The 19309-nt window shown below is 69.9% G+C and carries 19 protein-coding genes and 1 pseudogene; 9 read left to right on the top strand and 11 right to left on the bottom strand.

Going from position 1 to position 19309, the window contains the following annotated elements:
• The 3 genes and pseudogenes from K8V84_RS24515 to K8V84_RS24505 all read right to left on the bottom strand — a co-directional run.
• A pseudogene (locus K8V84_RS24515) lies at positions 1 to 373 on the bottom strand (polyribonucleotide nucleotidyltransferase); the annotation flags it as partial.
• 293 nt (positions 374 to 666) lie between these two features.
• The gene (gene rpsO, locus K8V84_RS24510; protein ID WP_304079031.1) at positions 667 to 936 is read right to left on the bottom strand and encodes a 30S ribosomal protein S15; all 270 of its coding nucleotides are present in this window, start codon (positions 934 to 936) and stop codon (positions 667 to 669) included.
• A gap of 288 nt (positions 937 to 1224) precedes the next feature.
• Positions 1225 to 2187 carry a bifunctional riboflavin kinase/FAD synthetase gene (locus K8V84_RS24505; protein ID WP_304079029.1) on the bottom strand — a complete coding sequence of 321 codons (963 nt, stop codon included), beginning with the start codon at positions 2185 to 2187 and terminating at the stop codon, positions 1225 to 1227.
• Between the two features lie 156 nt (positions 2188 to 2343).
• On the opposite strand from K8V84_RS24505, the gene K8V84_RS24500 reads away from it, so the two are divergent.
• On the top strand, positions 2344 to 3252 hold the full coding sequence (locus K8V84_RS24500; RefSeq protein ID WP_304079027.1) for an alpha/beta fold hydrolase: 909 nt from the start codon (positions 2344 to 2346) through the stop codon (positions 3250 to 3252).
• On the opposite strand, the gene truB is transcribed toward K8V84_RS24500, so the two are convergent.
• The 7 genes from truB to rimP form a co-directional block, all read right to left on the bottom strand.
• Positions 3239 to 4126, bottom strand: coding sequence for a tRNA pseudouridine(55) synthase TruB (truB, locus tag K8V84_RS24495; RefSeq protein ID WP_304079026.1), 888 nt, complete (start codon positions 4124 to 4126; stop codon positions 3239 to 3241). The two genes, K8V84_RS24500 and truB, sit on opposite strands and share 14 nt — an antisense overlap.
• A 59-nt stretch (positions 4127 to 4185) precedes the next feature.
• Entirely contained in the window at positions 4186 to 4623 is a 438-nt protein-coding gene (gene rbfA / locus K8V84_RS24490) for a 30S ribosome-binding factor RbfA (RefSeq protein ID WP_304079025.1), read from the bottom strand.
• Positions 4624 to 4625: 2 nt separating this feature from the next.
• A complete protein-coding gene (locus K8V84_RS24485; protein ID WP_304079024.1) occupies positions 4626 to 4922 on the bottom strand; it encodes a DUF503 domain-containing protein in 297 nt (98 codons plus the stop codon).
• Between the two features lie 86 nt (positions 4923 to 5008).
• On the bottom strand, positions 5009 to 8017 hold the full coding sequence (gene infB / locus K8V84_RS24480) for a translation initiation factor IF-2 (RefSeq protein ID WP_304079021.1): 3009 nt from the start codon (positions 8015 to 8017) through the stop codon (positions 5009 to 5011).
• Positions 8018 to 8249: 232 nt separating this feature from the next.
• Complete coding sequence (locus tag K8V84_RS24475) at positions 8250 to 8513, bottom strand: YlxR family protein (RefSeq protein ID WP_304079037.1); 264 nt, start codon at positions 8511 to 8513, stop codon at positions 8250 to 8252.
• Between the two features lie 58 nt (positions 8514 to 8571).
• A complete protein-coding gene (gene nusA, locus K8V84_RS24470; RefSeq protein WP_304079019.1) occupies positions 8572 to 9594 on the bottom strand; it encodes a transcription termination factor NusA in 1023 nt (340 codons plus the stop codon).
• 24 nt (positions 9595 to 9618) lie between these two features.
• Positions 9619 to 10101: a ribosome maturation factor RimP gene (gene rimP / locus K8V84_RS24465; RefSeq protein WP_304079018.1), complete on the bottom strand. Its 483-nt coding sequence runs from the start codon at positions 10099 to 10101 to the stop codon at positions 9619 to 9621.
• Positions 10102 to 10458: 357 nt separating this feature from the next.
• On the opposite strand from rimP, the gene K8V84_RS24460 reads away from it, so the two are divergent.
• Both K8V84_RS24460 and K8V84_RS24455 read left to right on the top strand, forming a co-directional pair.
• Positions 10459 to 10968, top strand: coding sequence for a hypothetical protein (locus K8V84_RS24460; protein WP_304079016.1), 510 nt, complete (start codon positions 10459 to 10461; stop codon positions 10966 to 10968).
• A gap of 29 nt (positions 10969 to 10997) precedes the next feature.
• Complete coding sequence (locus K8V84_RS24455; protein ID WP_304079014.1) at positions 10998 to 11450, top strand: ferritin-like domain-containing protein; 453 nt, start codon at positions 10998 to 11000, stop codon at positions 11448 to 11450.
• 175 nt (positions 11451 to 11625) lie between these two features.
• Here K8V84_RS24455 and K8V84_RS24450 read toward each other — a convergent pair whose 3' ends face one another.
• Positions 11626 to 13359, bottom strand: coding sequence for a proline--tRNA ligase (locus K8V84_RS24450; RefSeq protein ID WP_304079035.1), 1734 nt, complete (start codon positions 13357 to 13359; stop codon positions 11626 to 11628).
• Between the two features lie 177 nt (positions 13360 to 13536).
• On the opposite strand from K8V84_RS24450, the gene K8V84_RS24445 reads away from it, so the two are divergent.
• From K8V84_RS24445 to K8V84_RS24420, 6 genes are all read left to right on the top strand, one after another.
• Positions 13537 to 14388, top strand: coding sequence for a spermidine synthase (locus K8V84_RS24445; protein WP_304079034.1), 852 nt, complete (start codon positions 13537 to 13539; stop codon positions 14386 to 14388).
• 63 nt (positions 14389 to 14451) lie between these two features.
• Positions 14452 to 14667 carry a hypothetical protein gene (locus K8V84_RS24440; protein ID WP_304079012.1) on the top strand — a complete coding sequence of 72 codons (216 nt, stop codon included), beginning with the start codon at positions 14452 to 14454 and terminating at the stop codon, positions 14665 to 14667.
• Positions 14668 to 14955: 288 nt separating this feature from the next.
• On the top strand, positions 14956 to 16158 hold the full coding sequence (locus K8V84_RS24435; protein ID WP_304079010.1) for a sensor histidine kinase: 1203 nt from the start codon (positions 14956 to 14958) through the stop codon (positions 16156 to 16158).
• Positions 16133 to 16807, top strand: a complete 675-nt coding sequence (locus tag K8V84_RS24430) for a response regulator transcription factor (RefSeq protein WP_304079032.1) — start codon at positions 16133 to 16135, stop codon at positions 16805 to 16807. Before K8V84_RS24435 ends, K8V84_RS24430 begins: the two co-directional genes overlap by 26 nt.
• Positions 16808 to 16984: 177 nt before the next feature.
• The gene (locus K8V84_RS24425) at positions 16985 to 18301 is read left to right on the top strand and encodes a cytochrome ubiquinol oxidase subunit I (RefSeq protein ID WP_304079008.1); all 1317 of its coding nucleotides are present in this window, start codon (positions 16985 to 16987) and stop codon (positions 18299 to 18301) included.
• 18 nt (positions 18302 to 18319) lie between these two features.
• Entirely contained in the window at positions 18320 to 19258 is a 939-nt protein-coding gene (locus K8V84_RS24420; RefSeq protein WP_304079006.1) for a cytochrome d ubiquinol oxidase subunit II, read from the top strand.
• The last annotated feature ends 51 nt before the right edge of the window (positions 19259 to 19309 follow it).

Raw genomic sequence — 19309 nt, 5'->3', positions numbered from 1 at the left:
CCAGGACCGTCTCGACGATCTGGATCTCGTTGCGCAGGCCCTTCTTGAAGGACGGACGCAGCGGCCGGTCGATGAGACGGCAGGTGAGGATGGCGTCCTCGGAGGGACGGCCCTCACGGCGGAAGAACGAGCCGGGGATACGGCCGGCGGCGTACATCCGCTCCTCGACGTCCACCGTCAGCGGGAAGAAGTCGAGGTTGTCCTTGGGGCGCTTCGAGGCGGTGGTGGCCGACAGGATGACCGTCTCGTCGTCCAGGTAGACCGTGGACGAACCTGCGGCCTGACGGGCCAGACGGCCGGTCTCGAAGCGGATGGTGCGCGAGCCGAACTTGCCGTTGTCGATCACGGCTTCGGCAGAGTAAACGCCCTCCATGGGCGACCTCCTACTACACAGTCGGGATGCGTCGTCTCCGGGCGTTGCCCGGAGGGTTCGACGCCTACGTTCTCTCCCGCGTCGTGCCCCGGAGGTGATGCCGGCCGGTCATCGATCGAAGCCCGCGGCCCGTCTCGCAGACGGGGTCCGAAGGCCACTACCGAGGACCGACCCTGTTGGACCGGGGGAACGGCACGGGTGTGGTTCGTGGTGCGGCGGTCGCGTCGACCGCCACTCCGGTTACACCTTACTAACAAAGAGGGAGCGGCCGAGGCCACTCCCTCCCGATTCACCTAGCGGCGGAGACCCAGGCGCTCGATGAGCGAGCGGTAGCGGGTGATGTCCTCCTTGGCGAGGTACTTCAGGAGACCGCGACGACGGCCGACCATCAGCAGCAGACCACGACGGCTGTGGTGGTCGTGCTTGTGGGTCTTGAGGTGCTCCGTGAGCTCGGTGATGCGGTGCGTGAGCAGCGCGATCTGCACCTCGGGGGAGCCGGTGTCACCTTCCTTGGTGCCGTACTCCGCGATGATCTTCTTCTTGCTGTCGGTGTCGATCGACACGACGCTCCTTCGCTCATGGTTCGGTACGCGGGGCGAACCCCGGCACGTGACAGGGGTCGGACACGGTGACCGCGCGTACGAACAGTCACCGTCGCGTGTGCTGTGCGCGGCCCGGCGCCGAGGGCGTGGTCGTGCCGCGTTCCCGTCGGTTTCATCGCCCCTTGGGGACGGACCGGCCACGGGCACACGTGAACGTTTTCAGCTTACCGCAGTTCAGGGGGCGATCGACCCGTGTCGGCGGTGATCCCGGACTCGTCGAAGGTCGCTGGTCCGGGGTCGGGCGCGGGCTCAGGGGGTGTCGTCGGTCTCGGCCGTGAGGACCTCGCGGCAGCGGTCGACGTCGCGCCGCATCGCCACGATCAGCTCGTCGATGTCGTCGAACCGTTCCTGCCCACGGATACGCGCGGTGAAGTCCACGACCATCATCAGCCCGTACAGCTCCAGGTCGTCGCGGTCCAGCGCGTAGGCCTCCACCGTACGTTCGGCCCCGTCGAAGGTGGGGTTGGTGCCCACCGAGATCGCGGCGGGCCAACGCGTCTGGTGACCGGTCGCGGGCTCCAGTCGGCCGAGCCACCCCGCGTAGACACCGTCACCGGGCACCGCGGTGTCCGGCGGCAGGTCCATGTTGGCCGTGGGGAAGCCCAGGAGCTCCCGCCCACGGGCCGCTCCGTGCACGATCTCTCCGATGACCCGGTGCGGGCGGCCCAGGAGCTCCGCGGCGCCGGCCACGTCGCCCTCGTCGAGGAACCCGCGGACCCGGGTGGAGGTGATGGTCTCGCCCTCGGCCACCAGCTTCACCCCGTCCGCCCCGAACCCGAACTCCTCGCCCAGGCGGGCCAGGACGGCGACGTCCCCGGCGGCCCGGTGCCCGAACCGGAAGTCCTCTCCCACCACCACGGCGGCCGCGCCGAGACGGTCGACGAGGATCAGGCGGACGAACTCCTCGGGACTCAACGCGGAGAGTTCCTTGGTGAAGGGCAGCACGCACACGGCGTCGGCGCCCCGCTCCCCCAAGAGTGCGACCCGGCGGTCCACCTGAGTGAGCACCGACGGGGTACGGCCGCGCAGCACCTGTTCCGGGTGGGGGTCGAAGGTGACCACGACCACCGGTAGGCCCAGGTCGCGCCCATGAGCGACGGCGGAGGCCAGGATGGCCTGGTGGCCGCGGTGCACACCGTCGAAGACACCGATCGCCACCACGGAGCGTCCCCAGTCGGTGGGAATGTCGCCCAGCCCGTCCCATCTCCGCACGTTCGGCTCCCCTTGCTCGTCCAGATGTGATCCGGTCTCAAGCGTGCCACGTCGCCGAGGTGCCTTCCGCCACGCGGGCGGTGCGGCCCACCACACACGCTCCCCCTCCGTGAGGTCGGCTTGGCTCGGAACGGGTACTCGGTTTACCGTGCCCGGATGGCGATGATCGGTACGAACGGCACCCACTTGTCCTATGAGGAGGCCGGGGAGGGGCCCGCGGTCGTGCTCGTGCACGCCGGTGTGGCCGACCGGCGTATGTGGGACCACCAGTTCACGGAGCTGTCCCGCACGCACCGGGTGGTGCGTTACGACCGGCGTGGTCATGGAGGGTCGGCCGACCACGAGGGGCCGATCCCGCACCACGAGGACCTGCTGGGACTCCTGGACGCGCTGAACATCGGGGAGGCCACCCTGGTGGGGTCCTCGTTCGGTGGCGCCTACGCGGTGGACGCGGCACTGGCCGCGCCCGAGCGGGTGAACGCGCTGGCCCTGGTCTGCCCCGGCATGTCCGGGCACGTGTGGCCGGACGCGTTCGTCCAGGAGTCACAGAAGATGTTGCCGGCCGCGGTTCCCCACGAGCGGCTGACGGTCTACCGGTCGGGCAACGCCTCTCCCGACCCGGCGGACGTGGCGGCGATGGCCGAGGCTCAGGGCCGGTTCATGGTGCTCGGACCAGGCCGATCACCCGACGAAATACCCCTGGAGGCCTGGGACCTGACCCTGTTGATGCTGCGGGAGCTGTTCGCCCGCCGCTGGTCGAGCCCGCCCAACGAGAACCTGTGGCCCGATCCCCCGGCCAAGGGGCGACTGCACGAGATCACGGTGCCCACCCTGGTGGTCAAGGGCCTGTCCGAGACCCCTCAGGTCCAGGAGGTCGCGGACCTGTACGCGGAGGGGATCAGTGACGCCCACCTCCTGGAGCTCCCGGACACCGGCCACCTGCCCTCCGTCGAACGCCCGGGCGAACTGACCGCCGCCCTCTCCGGGTTCCTCGAGAAGCTCCCCCACCGCCCTTGGGCGGCACGATCTGAGACCCAAGAGACCGGTCGCGTCAGGCCGGGGTGAAGACGACGATCGGCTTCATGTGGCCGGGGCGGTTCTCACCCAGCGCCACCACGGTGCCGTCCGGGGCGAACAGGCCGACGGGGCCCTCTCCCAGGGAGCTCTCTCCGATGCGGTTGCCGTGCCGGATCGCGCGGGTCTCGGCCTCGTCCAGGGTGCGCACCGGGAACGCCGCCGCCACCGCGTGGGACAGCGGGACCTGGGTGAACTCCTTGGCGAGTTCGTCCAGGGTCCGGGCCTGGGACAGGTCGTAGGGGCCCACACGAGTGCGGCGCAGGGCGAAGAGGTGTCCGCCCACTTCCAGGTCGACGCCCATGTCGCGGGCCAGCGAGCGGATGTAGGTACCGCTGGAGCAGGTGACGACCGCGTCCACGTCGACGAACCCGCCATCGGGGTCCGCCACGCGACGGATGTCGGTCACCTCGAACTCGGAGACGGTGACCTCGCGGGCCTTGAGGGCCACTTCCTTGCCCTCGCGAGCCGACTTGTAGGCTCGCTTGCCGTCCACCTTGATCGCACTGACCTGCGGTGGCACCTGCGAGATCACACCGGTCAGCTTCGCGACGGCCGCCCGGACAGCGTCGTCGGTGACGGCGAGGGCGTCGGTGCGCGCACCGGGCTCGCCCTCGGCGTCATCGGTGTTGGTGACCAGACCCAGCCGGATGGTCGCCTCGTAGGTCTTCTCCGTCAGGGTCAGGTGACCGAGCAGCTTGGTCCCCTTCTCGATCCCCAGCACCAACACCCCGGTGGCCATCGGGTCCAGGGTGCCCGCGTGCCCCACACGTCGGGTGCGCGCCAGACCACGGGTCTTGGCGACCACGTCGTGCGAGGTCCAGTCGGCGGGCTTGTCAACGACCACGACGCCGCTCTCGGCCATGGTGCTCCTTCAAGGGGAAGAGGGGATGGGACGGCGACCTACGTCGCCGTCCCGGGTTGTCACTCGTCCTCGTCGTCCTCACGAGGGGCCTTGTACGGGTCGGCCTCGCCCGCGGGCTCGGCACCGGTGGCCCGCTGAGCCACCTCCTCGTCGGACTTACGAGCCTTGACCAGCAATTCCTCGATGTGCTGGGCGTTCTCCTGCACGTCGTCGAGGACGAAGGTCAGGCTCGGCGTGTGCCGGATGCCCGTCTGTTTGCCGACCTCGCTGCGGATCACGCCCTTGGCGCTCTCCAAGGCGGCCGCGCTGGCCGCCTTCTCCTCGGGGGAACCGAACACCGTGTAGTACACCGTGGCGTCCCGCAGGTCAGCGGTGATGCGGGCGTCGGTCACGGTCACGAATCCCAGGCGCGGGTCCTTGATCCGCCGGTCCAGCATCTCGGCGACGATGCGCTGGATCCGGTCGGCGATCTTGCGCGCGCGTGCTGCGTCGACCATCGTCAGTCTTCCTCTTCGTTGAAGAGCCGCTGCCTGGCGGACAGCAACTCCAGTTCGGGACGGCCCGCGACGAAACGCTCGCAGGTGTCCATCTGGTCCCTGGCATGGGCGGCCGTGGGAGCGACCACCGCGACACCGATCTTCGCCCGACGGTAGAGGTCGTGATCGCCCACCTCCGACACCGACACCGAGAACTTCCGGCGTAGCTCGGAGATGACCGGCCGGACCATCGAACGCTTCTGTTTGAGCGAGTGGACGTCTCCGAGAAGCACGTCCAGCGTCAACGCCCCAACGTACAAGTGATCACCTGTGGTGTTGTGTGAGCCGGCAAAGGCGGGGCCCCGGACACTATGGTCCGGGGCCCCAGGCGGATCAGTCCACACGACTAGTCGCGGGGCTTCTCCTGCATCTCGTAGGTCTCGATGACGTCCTCGACCCGGATGTCGCTGTAACCGACACCGATACCGCACTCGAAGCCCTCGCGGACCTCGGTCGCGTCGTCCTTGAAGCGTCGGAGCGACTCGACGTTGAGGTTGTCGGAGATGACGACCCCCTCGCGAATGAGACGCGCCTTGCTGTTGCGGCGGATGAGACCGCTTCGGACGATCGAACCGGCGACGTTGCCGATCTTCGGCACCTTGAAGACCTCGCGGATCTCGGCGCTGCCGAGCTGGACCTCCTCGTAGATGGGCTTGAGGAGACCCTTGACGGCGGCTTCGACCTCGTCGATGGCCTGGTAGATGACCGAGTAGTAGCGGATGTCGACGCCCATGCGGTCCGCCAGCTCGCTGTTCTTGCCCTCGGGCCGAACGTTGAAGCCGACGATGATCGCGTCCGCGGACGACGCCAGGTTGATGTCGTTCTGGGTGATCGCACCGACACCGCGACCGATGATCCGGATGCCGACCTCGTCGCCACCCGCGTCGATCTTGAGCAGCGACTCTTCGAGCGCCTCGACGGAACCGGACATGTCGCCCTTGATGAGGAGGAGCAGCTCGGAGCGCTCGCCCTCCTTGATGGCGGACTGCCAGTTGTCGAGGGTGACCCGACGGGCCGACTTCGCCTGCTGGGCGAAGCGCTCGCGCGCCTCACGCTGCTGGGCGATCTGCCGCGCCACCCGGTCGTCCTTGACGACCAGGAAGTTGTCACCGGCGCTGGGCACGTTGGTCAGACCCAGGACCTGGACCGGACGCGACGGCTCGGCCGTCTCCACGCTCTGGCCGTGCTCGTCGAGCATGGCGCGAACGCGGCCGTAGGCGTCACCACAGACGATGGAGTCACCGACGTTGAGCGTGCCTCGCTGGACCAGCACCGTGGCCATGGAACCGCGACCGCGGTCCAGGTAGGCCTCGATGGCCAGACCCTGAGCGTCCATGTCCGGGTTCGCCTGAAGGTCGAGCGCGGCGTCGGAGGTCAGGACGATCGACTCGAGCAGGGCCTCGATGTTCTCGCCCTTGAGCGCGGAGATGTCCACGAACTGGACGTCGCCGCCGTACTCCTCGGCCACCAGGCCGTACTCGGTCATCTGGGCACGCACCCGCTGCGGGTCTGCGCCCTCGACGTCGATCTTGTTGACCGCGACGACGATCGGGACCTCGGCCGCCTTGGCGTGGTCGATGGCCTCGGCCGTCTGCGGCTTGACGCCGTCGTCGGCCGCCACGACCAGCACCGCGATGTCGGTGACCTTCGCACCACGGGCACGCATGGCGGTGAACGCCTCGTGACCAGGGGTGTCGATGAAGGTGAGCTTGCGCTCCTCACCGTCCACGTGAGTGGAGACCTGGTAGGCACCGATGTGCTGGGTGATTCCGCCGGCCTCGCCACTGGAGACGTTGGTCTTGCGGATGGTGTCCAGCAGTCGGGTCTTACCGTGGTCGACGTGACCCATGACGGTGACCACCGGCGGGCGCGGACGAAGTTCGGCGGTGCCGCCCTCGTTCTCGCCGAACTCGATGGAGAAGGACTCCAGGAGCTCGCGGTCCTCGTCCTCGGGGCTGACGACCTCGACCTTGTAGTTGAGCTCTTCACCGAGCAACTGCAGGGTCTCGTCGGGCAGCGACTGGGTCGCGGTGACCATCTCACCCAGGTGCATCATGACCTGGACGAGCGACGCCGGGTTGACGTCGATCTTGTCACCGAAGTCCGACAGCGAGGCGCCACGGGACAGCCGGATCGACTGACCGTTGCCGCTCGGGATCTTGACGCCACCGAAGGACGGTGCCGCAAGGTCGTGGAACTCTTGACGCCGCTGCTTCTTGGACTTGCGCGCACGCCCGGGACGACCGCCCGGACGACCGAACGCACCGGCCGTTCCGCCACCGCGGCCACGGCCGCCGCCACCGGGACGACCACCGAAACCACCGGGACGCGGACCGCCGCCGCCACCGGGACGCGGACCCGCCGGGGCGCCGCCCCGACCACGGCCGCCGCCACCGGGACGACCACCGCCACCGCGACCGCCGCCCGCGGGCGCGGCCGGACGGGACGAGGGCATGTTCATCGGGCTGGGACGCGGGCCGCCCGGACGCGGAGCGCCGGCGCCGCCACCGGGACGCGGAGCACCCGCGGCACCACCGGGACGCGGAGCGCCGGGAGCGCCACCGGGACGCGGAGCGCCGGCGCCGCCACCGGGACGCGGGGCACGGTCGCCCTGCGGGCCGGGACGCGGGCCTCCGGGACGCGGAGCGCCGCCACCGCCCTGCGGGCCGGGACGCGGTCCCGGACGCGGAGCGCCGCCGCCACCGGGACGCGGGGCCGGCTTGGCACCCATGCCCGAGGCGTTGGACGCGAACGGGTTGTTGCCCGGACGCGGGCCGGGACGCGGACCGCCCGGACGCGGAGCGCGGCCACCGTCACGGCCACCACGCTCACCGCCGCGCTGCGGCCGGTCGCCGCCACGCTGCTGACCACCGGGGGCCGGCTTCGGGCCCGGCTTGGGCGCGTCGCCACGGGGCGCGTCGCCACGCGGGGCCTTGGGAGCCGGCTTGGGGCCGGGCTTGGGCGCGGCCTCGAAAGTCGGCGCCGCGGGCTTGTCGACCGGAGCGGACGGCTTCTCGACCGCCGGCTTCTCGGCCTCCGGCTTGTCCACCGGAGCCGCGGGCTTGGCGGCCGGAGCCGGCTTCGGACCCGGCTTGGGCGCGGGCCCCGGCTTGGGAGCCGCGGGGCGCGCGGGGGCACCGGCGGAGGGCTTGGGGGCCGGCTTGGGAGCCGCTCCACCCTTCTTGCCACCGTCGGAGCCATCGTTGAAAGCTTCTTGCAGGCGTCGAACGACGGGGGCCTCTATCGTGGAGGACGCCGAACGAACGAATTCGCCCATCTCGTTGAGCTTGGCCAGTACGGCCTTGCTCTCTACACCGAACTCCTTAGCGAGTTCGTATACCCGGACCTTCGCCACTACTCTCCTTCAGCTTCGGTCCGGGACATGGGCTTGTGCCGGACCGTCGTTAGCTCGAGTTACTCATCGCTGCGTACTCATCAGGCGCTCATCGCAATCTCGACCTGCTTCCTCATCGCTACACAACAATGGGCCGGCTCATGCGTGCCGACACGGCACAGCACGCCGACCTCGGTCCCTACAACCTCGAGGTCGGCCCAGACATTCCAACCCTATCCGGATCGCGGCGCACTCAGCCACGGGGGGCGTCGTCGAACAGCGACGCCACACGTGAGACGTCCCAACGGGTGGGACCTCCTCCGCTCCGGTTCCGGAAGGCGCGTGACCACGCCCTTCGGCGCTCCGCTAGTTCGAAGCACCGGCGGTCGTGGTGCAGATAGGCTCCGCGCCCCGGACGTCGACCTCGGGTGTCGGGCGTGATGGCCGTGCCCTCGGCCACCAGCCGCACGAGATCGGACTGGACTGTCCGCGACCGACAACCCACGCACGTTCGCATGGGACGGTCAGGACCGTCTTCGGCCACCATATCGTGTCGGGGCATGGTCGCGACCCGTTCAGCCGGCCGAAGCGGTGTCGTCGGTGTCGTCGGCGGGGTCACCGGCCTCTTCGTCGAGGGGCCGGGCGGGTTCCGCGTCGGAGCGGATGTCGATGCGCCATCCGGTCAAACGCGCGGCCAGTCGGGCGTTCTGGCCCTCCTTGCCGATGGCGAGCGACTGCTGGTAGTCGGGGACCACGACGCGCGCCACACGCGCGGCCATGTCGAGGATCTCCACCGAGTTGACCCGTGCCGGGGACAGCGCGTTGGCGACGAACACGGCGGGGTCCTCGGAGTAGTCGACGATGTCGATCTTCTCCCCGTGGAGTTCGGCCATGACGTTGCGGACACGGCTGCCCAACGGACCGATGCAGGCTCCCTTGGCGTTGACGCCGCCCCGGTTGGAGCTGACCGCCATCTTGGTGCGGTGACCGGCCTCACGGGCGATGGCCGCGATCTCGACGGTTCCGTCGGCGATCTCGGGCACCTCGAGCTCGAAGAGCTTGCGCACCAGGTTGGGGTGGGTGCGCGAGAGGGTCACCGAGGGACCGCGCAGACCCTTGCGGACCTGGACCACGTAGGCGCGCAGGCGCTCGCCGTGGGTGTAGTTCTCGGTGGGGACCTGCTCCTGCGGGGGCAGGATCGCCTCGATCTTGCCGAGGTCGACCAGGACGTTGCGAGGGTCCTTGCCCTGCTGGATGATGCCCGACACGATGTCGTGCTCGCGGCCGGCGAACTCGCCCAGGGTCAGTTCGTCCTCGGCGTCGCGCAGCCGCTGCAGGATCACCTGCTTGGCGGTGGAGGTGGCGATGCGACCGAACCCGCTGGGGGTCCCGTCGAACTCACCGACCGCCGCACCCTCCTCGTCGGTCTCGGTCACCCACACGATGACGTGGCCGGTGGAACGGTTCAGTTCCACTCGCGCCTTCTTCTCAGGGCCCTCCTCGCGGTGGTACGCGATCAGGAGGGCGTCCTCGATCGCCTTGGCGACCAGTTCGACGGCGATGTCCTTCTCGCGCTCCAGGCTGCGAAGGACGCTCATGTCAATGTCCACGGGGCTCCCCCTCTAGTCCGCCGCGTCGGCGTCGGCTTCGCGACGGAATTCCACCTGGACCTTGGCCTTGGCGATCTTGTCGTAGGCCAGGGTGCGGGACCGACCCTTGACGTCCAGGGTCACGCCCTGGTCGTCGGATTCGGTCACGCGTCCGGTGAGGTCCCCGCCTTCGACGAGGTTCACCTTCACCAGACGACCGCGGGAGCGGCGCCAGTGGCGGGGCATGGTCAGCGGACGGTCGACCCCGGGTGAGGTGACCTCCAGGACGTAGGGCGTCTCACCCATGACGTCGGAGGCGTCCAGCGCCTCGTTGACGTCCTGACTGACCTCGCCGACCATGTCCAGGTCGACCCCGTCGTCGGAGTCCACGACCACGCGCAGCACTCGACGTTTGCCCGCCGGTGTCAGCTCGACGGCCTCCAGATCCAGTCCGGCCTTGGCCAGGACCGGCTCCAGCAGCTCGGCGATGCGCTCTTCCCGCGCCTGCGCTCCCATGCGTGTCAGCCCCTCAAAACGGCGAAATCCCGCCCGCTCGGCCGTGAGCCGTTGAACGGGGCGGTCCAGCTCTGTACGTAGTTTCTTCCACTTTCGCGTCGGACGCGAAAGCGCCGCACGTCGCGCACGACGGCGGTTGTCGTGCAAGGGTATCCACTCCCGGACCTCTCCCAGGTCGCCCAGCGCCGCGGGGCGCGCCCTCGGGCGGGAAAGGGGGGGCCGCTCTCCCCTTTCCCGCAAGGGGTGGGCGGCCCGGCCTCGGTGCCTCGACCGGCGTGGAAAGATGGGTCCCGACCGCCGCTCTACGGCGGGGGCCGTCGACACCGCCCCGGACGCGGGGCAGGGGGAGGAGACCGCGTGCAGGGGAACGTCAGCCGTCGCACTGTGCTGGGCGTCACGGCGACAGGTGTCGTGGCGGCGGGCGCCGTGGGCGGTCTGAGCGGGTGCGGCACCGCCGACTGGTATCCCTACGACGTGACCCCGGACGTGTCCGTCCTGCGCTCCCTGATCCGGGAGAAGGAACGGACGGTGGCCCGGTACGAACAGGCGTTGGCCGACGGTGTGAGCCCCGGTGACCTGTTGGAGGGGTTCCGGGAGCACCACTTGGCCCACCTGGACTCGTTGTTGGAGGCCCTGCCCGAGGGAGTGGGCCCGTCCGCGGAACCGGAGGAGCCCGAGGGGTCGGATGGAACGGGGACCGATCCCGGTCGGCCCCTGGACACCGCGGGGCTACGGCTGGTGGAGGCCGTGGCCTCCTCGTCGCGCCTGGACCAGGCCGCGGCCGTGACCGATCCGGGGCTGGCCCAGCTGGTGAGCGCGATCGGCGCCTGTGAGGCCGTGCACGCCCATCTGCTGGACGAGGCCTGAGGGCCCATCGACATAGGCGAGGTAGTCAGGTGAGCGAGAGTCCCACCCCGAACGAGGACACCGACCCCACGGCCGAAGCCCTGGCGGAGGCGCTGCGCGCCGAGAACGCGGCGGTGTACGGGTTCGAGTTCGTCGGCGGCGCCGCCGGTGACGAGGGACGGCGCGAGCGCGCGTCCACGGCCGCCGTGGAGCACAAGGCACTGCGGGACGCGCTGCGCGACGCCGCCGCCGAGCGCGACCTGGAGGCGCCGCCCGCCCTCTCCTCGTACCCGATCCCCGACGGGCGCGACGGGAGCGACATGGACACGTTCGCGGCCGAACTGGAGGGCGCCACCATGGAGGCGTACCTGTGGTTGACCTCCTCCACCGACACCGACCTGCGCGTCACCGCCGCGCGGGCCCTGCAGGAGGCGACGCTGCGCTCACTGGGCTGGGGCGCCGAGCCCGACGCCTTCCCCGGCTTCGAACGTGGTGTCTTCTAGCGCCTCCGCTTCGCTTTGGCGTGTTCGGGTGCCGTCAGGGTTTCGGAGGTGCCCGAACGGGTGACCCCGGTGGTCCACGAAACCGAACCGAAGCACGGGCAGGGGTGCGCGAAGAGGGGCTCTCGCGGGTGTGCGCGGGAGCCCCTCTTCGCATTCGGTTCTTCGTGTCGATGCCCTACTCGGCGCAGGCGGCGACGGTGCGGTCGACGATCTCCTCGACCGGGACGTCGGAACGCTCACCGCTCTTGCGGTCGCGCAGCTCGACCACGCCGTCCTTGAGGCCGCGGCCCACGATGACCGTGGTGGGGATGCCCACCAGCTCGGCGTCGGTGAACTTCACGCCCGGGGCGGCCTTGCGGTCGTCCACGAGCACGCGCAGGCCCCTGGCCTCCAGCTCCTGGCCGATGCGCAGCGCCTCGGCGACCTCGTCGCCCTTGCCGGTGCCGACGACGTGCACGTCGGCGGGGGCGACCTCACGCGGCCACACGATGCCCTTGTCGTCGTGGGACTGTTCGACGATGGAGGCCACGGCGCGGGAGACTCCGATGCCGTAGGAGCCCATCGTGATGCGCTTGGGCTTGCCGTCCGGGCCGAGGGCGTCCACCTGGAAGGCGTCGGCGTACTTGCGGCCCAACTGGAAGATGTGGCCGATCTCGATGCCGCGCGCGGTGTACAGCGTGCCCTTCCCGTCCGGGGAGGGGTCGCCGTCACGCACGTCGGCGACGTCGATGGTGCCGTCCGGGATGAAGTCGCGCCCCGCCACCAGGTCGACGACGTGGTGGTCGGCCTTGTCGGCTCCGGTCACCCAGGCGGTACCGGTGGCCACGCGCGGGTCCACCAGGTAGCGGACCTTGTTGTCGATCAGGGCCTTGGGACCGATGTAGCCCTTGACCAGGAACGGGTTGGCGGCGAAGTCGGCCTCGTCGAGGATCTCCACCTCGGCGGGCTCCAGTGCCGCTTCCAGACGCTTGAAGTCGACCTCACGGTCACCGGGGACGCCGACGGCCAGCAGCTCCCACTCCTTGGTGCCGGGTACTCGGGTCTTGACCAGGACGTTCTTGAGGGTGTCGGCCTCGCTGAAGTCACGGCCCAGGCCCGCGTCGTTCAGGAAGTCCACCAGGGTCTGGATGGTGGCGGTCCCCGGAGTGTGGTGGACCTTGGCCTCGGGCAGCCCGTCCAGGGGCAGTGCCTCGGGGACGGGAACCCGCACGGCCTCGACGTTGGCTGCGTAGTCGGACCCGGTGCTGCGCACGAAGGTGTCCTCACCGGTGGGCGCGACCGCCAGGAACTCCTCGGACGCGGAGCCGCCCATGGCGCCGGAGGTCGCCGAGACGATGACGTACTCCAGGCCGAGCCGGTCGAAGATCCGGATGTAGGCGGCGCGGTGCTTGTCGTAGGACTCCTGGAGGCCCTCGTCGTCGATGTCGAAGGAGTAGGAGTCCTTCATGTGGAACTCGCGGCCGCGCAGGACGCCGGCGCGGGGACGCGCCTCGTCGCGGAACTTCTCCTGGATCTGGTACAGGACGACCGGGAAGTCCTTGTAGGAGGAGTACTCGCCCTTGACCAGGAGGGTGAAGAGCTCCTCGTGGGTGGGGCCGAGCAGGTAGTCGGCGCCCTTGCGGTCCTTGAGCCGGAAGAGGGTGTCGCCGTACTCCTCCCAGCGGCCGGTGGCCTCGTAGTACTCCCTGGGCAGCAGGGCCGGCAGCAGGACCTCCTGACCGCCCATGGCGTTCATCTCCTCGCGGACCACGCGGGAGACGTTCTCCAGGACGAGCTTGCCCAGGGGCAGCCAGCTGTAGACGCCGGGGGCGGCCCGACGAACGTAGCCGGCGCGCACGAGCAGCTTGTGGCTCGGCACCTCGGCGTCCGCCGGGTCCTCGCGCAGGGTGCGCAGGAACAGGTTCGACATCCGCAGTAGCACGGCCACTCCTCGGTGAACGCACCCGGAGGATCCGGGCACGATGATCGGAAAAACGTTGGGAGGACCCAGGCTAGCGCCCCGAAGAGGGGGTTCGCGCGCCGGTTCCGAAGGGGTCCGCGGTACGCCTACCTTGGAATGATCTCCACGGCAGAACAGGACGAGGACATGGGCCGACGTGTGCGTGACAGGGTCGAGGCCGAAGAGGAGGTCTCCGTCGTGCCCGGGGTGGACCTGCTCGCCGACGCGGACCGGTCGAACTCGTGGTTCCTTCTGGTGGAGGGCACCCCGCAGTCGCACGTGGACCTGTCCGACCCCACCTACCTGGACTTCTCGTACGTGCGACGGATCGCGCACGCGGTCGACCTGGTGGCGCCCGAGGGCGAGGCCGTCGACGCGCTGCACCTGGGCGCCGGGGCGCTCACGGTCGCCCGGTACGTGGCCCACACCCGCCAGGGTTCGAACCAGCGCGCGGTGGACGTGGACGCGGCCCTGGTGGAGTTGGTGCGCCGGCGTCTTCCCTGGGACCGGCGAGCGCGACTGCGGGTGGGCATCGGTGACGCGCGCGAGTGGATCGGCGCCCGGCACGATCGCAGTGCCGACCTGGTGGTGGCGGACGTGTTCGCGGGGGCGCGGACCCCGGCGCGGTTGACGTCCGCGGAGTTCTACGCCGAGGCGGCCCGCGTGCTGCGACCCGACGGATTCCTGGTGGTCAACGTCGGTGACGGTTACGCGTTGAAGCACACTCGGGCACAGGTGGCGACGGTGCGTTCGGTGCTGCCGCACGTGACGATGTCCGCGGAGCCCGGGGTGTTGCGCGGCCGAAGGTTCGGCAACCTGGTGCTGGTGGCGGGCCACCGGCCCCTGCCCGAGGAGGAGCTGGGTCGCGCGGCGCACCGTGATCCCGAGATGGCGCGGCTGGTCGCCGGCGAGGACCTGGACCGGTTCACCTCCGGGTACGCGTCGGTACACGACACCGACGCCGTGGATTCCCCCGCCCCGCCCGTGGACCTGTTCTGACCGATCTGACCGAAGACGGACAAATACCCTCATCCGCGCCGAGGACCTCCTGGCGTCATCGACATGCTTACCTTGTTCGCCGGAGGGGAGATGGACTTCCGCCACCCACGAGCCTCCGGGGCCCGGGTCGCCTTCGGTGGGGCACGCTGCGCCGGCGGCACGGTCGACTTCCGGCATGTGCGCTTCGAGGGCCCCTTCACCGATTTCCGCAAGGCCGAATTCTCGGGCGCACGGGTCCTGCTGGACGACGGGGAGGACGCTCCCCTTCACGCCCGGTGAGGAATCTGTTCCAGAAAATGACCGGAAGCGGACATCCGGCCCCTTCCGGTCCGCCGAACCCCTAGCTTTGTGCGGAGCGCGCCTTTTCCCCAGCGCCCTCCGGACCGTGGACACGTCCCCCTCGTCCCGTCCGGAGGACTTCCGGTCGCCCGGTCCCCGTTCACACCCGGGACCGGGCGGCCGTTCTCCGTCCCGCGGGCGGGTACTCCCCCTGGCGTAGGTCCGAGCCCCGAGGCTCCTCCTCCTGGAGGACGCGAACCCGGAGGGGCGCACCGTACCGTCGAGTTCGTGTCGGTACGAACGCTTCCCCGCCCCACCCGCGCCGATCTACGGATCACGGCGACCCTGCTGGTCCTGTCCGTGACCAGTCCCATGGTCATCGAGATCTTCGATCCCGTGCCCGGTGACCGGCCCACCTGGCCTTGGGGGTACGCCCTGATCCTGCTGGCCTGTCTGCCGGTGCTGTGGCGCACGGCCTTCCCCCGCGTGGTCGCCGTCGTCTCGGTGGTGGCCGCCACGGTCTACTACCCGATGGGCTACCCCGACGGCCTGGTGATGCTGTGCACCGCGGTCATGCTCTACAGCGTGGTGAGGTGGGGCCACCGGACCTTCGGCTGGGTTCTGGGCATCGGCCAGTTCCTGGCGGTCAACGTCTACGAATTCGTCCTGACCGGCACCTTCCGGCTGGAGGCCATCGGGATCGTGGCCTGGGTCCTGGTCCTGCTGTGCGTGGCCGAGGTACTGCGTTGGCGCGCCGAGTACCAAAAGGCCGACCAAGAGCGGGAGCAGGAGGCGACCCGCACCCGCGAGGAGGAACTGCTGCGTCGCGCCTCCGAGGAACGTCTCCGGTTGGCGCGCGACGTGCACGACACCGTCGCCCACAACATCTCCCTCATCAACGTGCAGGCCGGAACCGCCCTGTACCTGATGGAGAAACAGCCCGAAAGAGCCGCCGACGCGCTCACCACCATCAAACAGACCAGCAAGGACACCCTCGCCGAGCTGCGCGCCATGCTCGGGGTGCTGCGTGCCGTCGACGAGGCGGCCCCCCGCTCTCCCGCTCCGGGCCTGGACCAGGTGACGGATCTCGTGGAGGGAGCGCGGGGCACGGGTCTGGAGGTCCTGGTGGAGACCGAGGGCGACCAACGACGGCTCTCCCAGGGGATCGAGGGTGTGGCCTACCGTGCCTTGCAGGAGGCGCTCACCAACGTCGTCCGGCACGCGCACGCCGAGAGGGTCGTGGTACGGATCGGCTACGGGTCGACGGAACTGTCGCTGGAGGTCACCGACGACGGGCACGGGACGATGGGACCACCGGCCTCCGGCAACGGGATCACCGGTATGCGCGAACGCGCCGCCCTCGTGGGAGGTGAGGTGGACGCCGGGCCCATGGAGGGTGGAGGATTCCGAGTGCGGGTGCGACTACCGGTGGACGCAGGGCCCGTCGAGAATCGGGGTGGACAGAGTGATCCGGGTGTTACTCGCCGATGATCAGGCCCTGGTCCGGGCCGGTTTCGGGGCTCTGCTCGACAGCGCGGACGACATCGAGGTGGTCGCGGAGGCCGCCGACGGCGAGGAGGCCGTTCGACTGGCACGGGCCGAACGCCCCGACGTGATCCTGATGGACATCAGGATGCCGACGGTGGACGGGTTGGCCGCCACCGAGCGGATCCTCACCGAACCGACGCTGAGCGGGACCCGCGTCATCATCCTCACCACGTTCGACCTGGACGAGTACATCTTCGACGCGCTGCGCGCCGGGGCCAGCGGTTTCCTGGTCAAGGACACCGAACCGCGCGACCTGCTGCAGGCGGTCCGGGTGGTTCACCGGGGTGAGGCATTGCTGTCGCCCGGCATCACGCGCAGACTGATCGCGGACTTCGCGAGCCGCCCGTCGAAGGCCCCGGTCTCCTCGACCCGCCTCAACGGACTCACCGCCCGTGAACGCGAGGTGTTGACCCTGGTCGGGCGGGGATTCTCCAATGACGAGATCGCCCGGGAGCTGGTGCTGAGCCCGGCCACCGCCAAGACCCACGTCAGCCGCACCATGGTCAAGCTCGGGGTCCGCGACCGCGCCCAGCTGGTGGTGTTGGCCTACGAGACCGCTCTGGTCACCCCCGGTCGGTCCCACGAGACCTGAGCCTCCGGGCGTCCCTGAGGGGTCTCGGGGATGTCCCGTACACCGGCGGGCGTAGCCGCGGAACGTCCGATACGCCCTCGGAAGCGGGGTGGATGACGCCCGGGGGACGATGTGCGGGACCGTACCCGCGACGGATGCTTCTGCTGTTCCCACCGACGAGAGCAGAAGGTCGCGACCGTGTTCGAAGACCCCCTCATCCTGATGCGACTACAGTTCGGGCTCACCGCCGCGACGCACTACATGTTCGTGGCCCTGACCCTCGGCCTGGCCCCCTACATCCTCTTCAACCAGCTGGTCGCCACGCGACGCGGTGACCGCTCCCGCATGACCGCCGTGCGGTTCTGGGGCGGCCTGTACGTGGTCAACTACGGCATGGGCGTGCTCTCCGGCCTCGTGATGGAACTACAGCTGGCGTTGAACTGGAGCGGGCTGCAGCAGACGTTCGGTTACAGCTTCGCCGCCCCGTTGGCGATCGAGACCATGACGGCGTTCTTCGTCGAGTCGACCTTTCTGGGATTGTGGATCTTCGGGTGGGACCGGATGGGCCGTTGGGCGCACCTGTTCTGCTTCCTGGTGGTCACCGTCACCGCTTACTCGTCCGCGTGGTGGGTGTTGGTCTCCAACGGATTCCTGCGTCACCCGGTGGGTTTCGAGGTGGTGGACGGGATCGCGCACATGAGCGATCCGGTCGCGATGCTCACCAACCCGGCCGCGCTCCACGCCTTCGCACACGTCGTCACCGGGGCGTTGGCCCTCGGTGCCCTGGTGGTGGGCGCGGTCTGCGCGTACCACCTGATGCGCGGGTGGGACGAGACCGGCGTGTTCCTTCGGGGTATCCGTTACTCGGCGGTCATGATGTGCGTCATGCCGTTCCTGGTGGTCACCTTCGGCGGCATGCAGTACCGGTTCTTCGGTCAGGACCCGCCCACCAGTGGGCTGACCCACACCGCCGAGCAGATCGAGACGATCGAGTCCGCCGGGGAGAGCCTGTTCGTCTCGGCCGCCAACACGGCCGGCGAGGCCGCCATGATGACCGGCTGGGCGCTCATGTTCCTCTGCGGCCCGCTCATGATGCTGGTGTTCCCTTTGCTCTCGAAGCGGCGCGGCGCCCTGGGCCGGATGCTGCGGGTGGCGCCCGGACCGGCGCTGTTCGCAGGCCGCCCCGCCCGGTGGATCCGCTGGTCCCTGGCTCCCCTCCTTGTCGCACCCGTCCTGCCGTACCTGGCGAGCGTGGGCGGCTGGGTGTTCCGGGAGACCAACCGTCAGCCCTGGGTGGTGGTGCACCATCTGACGACCGCCGAGGCGGTGACGCCCATGTCGCCCGGCGCCGCCGTGGTCTCGTTCACGCTCTTCACCGTCGCCTTCGCCGTCCTGGCCGTGGTGACGTACCGGCTCCTGATCCGCTATGGCCGGCGCGGCCCGGAGGGCGGTCCCCTCGCCGAGCGGAGCGAGGCGGAGCCGGTGGAGCCCGTCGCCCCCGTCCACACGTTCTGAGTCCGAGGAATGACACTCATGGAACTCTTCGCCTCCCCCCTGCTGTCCGCATCGCTCCTCGGCCTGTTCGTCGTGGGCTACCTCGTCCTGGCCGGGGCCGACGTGGGCTTGGGCATGCTGATGCCGCACGTGGCCCGTACGCCCGAGCAGCGACACCGGGTGGTGTCCGCGATCGCCCCCTATTTCCTGGCCTCCGAGGTCTGGCTGGTGGCCGCCGTGGGGGTGATGGCGGGGATGCTCCCGGACGTGGAGCACCGTGTGGTCGCCACCCTGTGCCCGGTGTTGGTGCTCCTTCTCGCGGCGTGGGTGATGCGCGACGCGGGGTTGTGGTCACGGGCTCGGGTCGACTCCCCTGGTTGGCGATCCACCTGCGACGTCGCGATCGTGGCGGGCAGTTGGCTGCTGGCCGCCTCATGGGGAGTGGCGCTCGCGGGCCTGCTCGCGGGAGAGCTCGCCCTGTCGCCCTTCACCGTGTTGTGCACCGTCGCGGTGGTGTCGTTGTTCGCGCTGCGCGGTGCCGCCTTCGGCGCCGAGCGACTGGTGGGCGCCGCCGAGGCCGAGAGCGCGGACGTGGCCGCTCGTGCCACCCGCGGCCTGGCCCGGGTCGCGCTGGCGGCGATCCTGGCGACGGCCGCCGTGGCGATGCCCCTGGGAGCCGCCCCCATGGTGCGCGTGGAGGCCGCCCTGGTGTTGACGGTGGTGGCGGTGGCCGCCCTGGGTGCGACCTCCGGGTTGACGGGACCGATGCTCTCGCGGCACACCTCCGCGGTGGCCATCGCGGTTCCGGGGCTGATCGTGGCGCTGTCCGCGGACCTGTCGGTCGTGCCGCTCCCGGGCATGACCGGGGTGTTCGTGTGGTCGATGTTGCTGCCCGCCGTTCCGGTCATGCTTCTGGGGCAGGTTTGGCTGTACCGAATGACACGCCGACCGGCCACCGAACCCACCTTCTTCGCCTGACCCCGGAGGCGGGACGACCCAGTTCAGCGACGTGGGGCCGGGCTCTCGGCC

It is taken from the genome of Nocardiopsis listeri (genome assembly GCF_020741345.1).
Taxonomy (GTDB): domain Bacteria; phylum Actinomycetota; class Actinomycetes; order Streptosporangiales; family Streptosporangiaceae; genus Nocardiopsis; species Nocardiopsis listeri_A.
The sequence above is the reverse complement of the archived record's forward strand: the minus strand, read 5'-3'. Positions and strand labels throughout refer to the sequence as shown.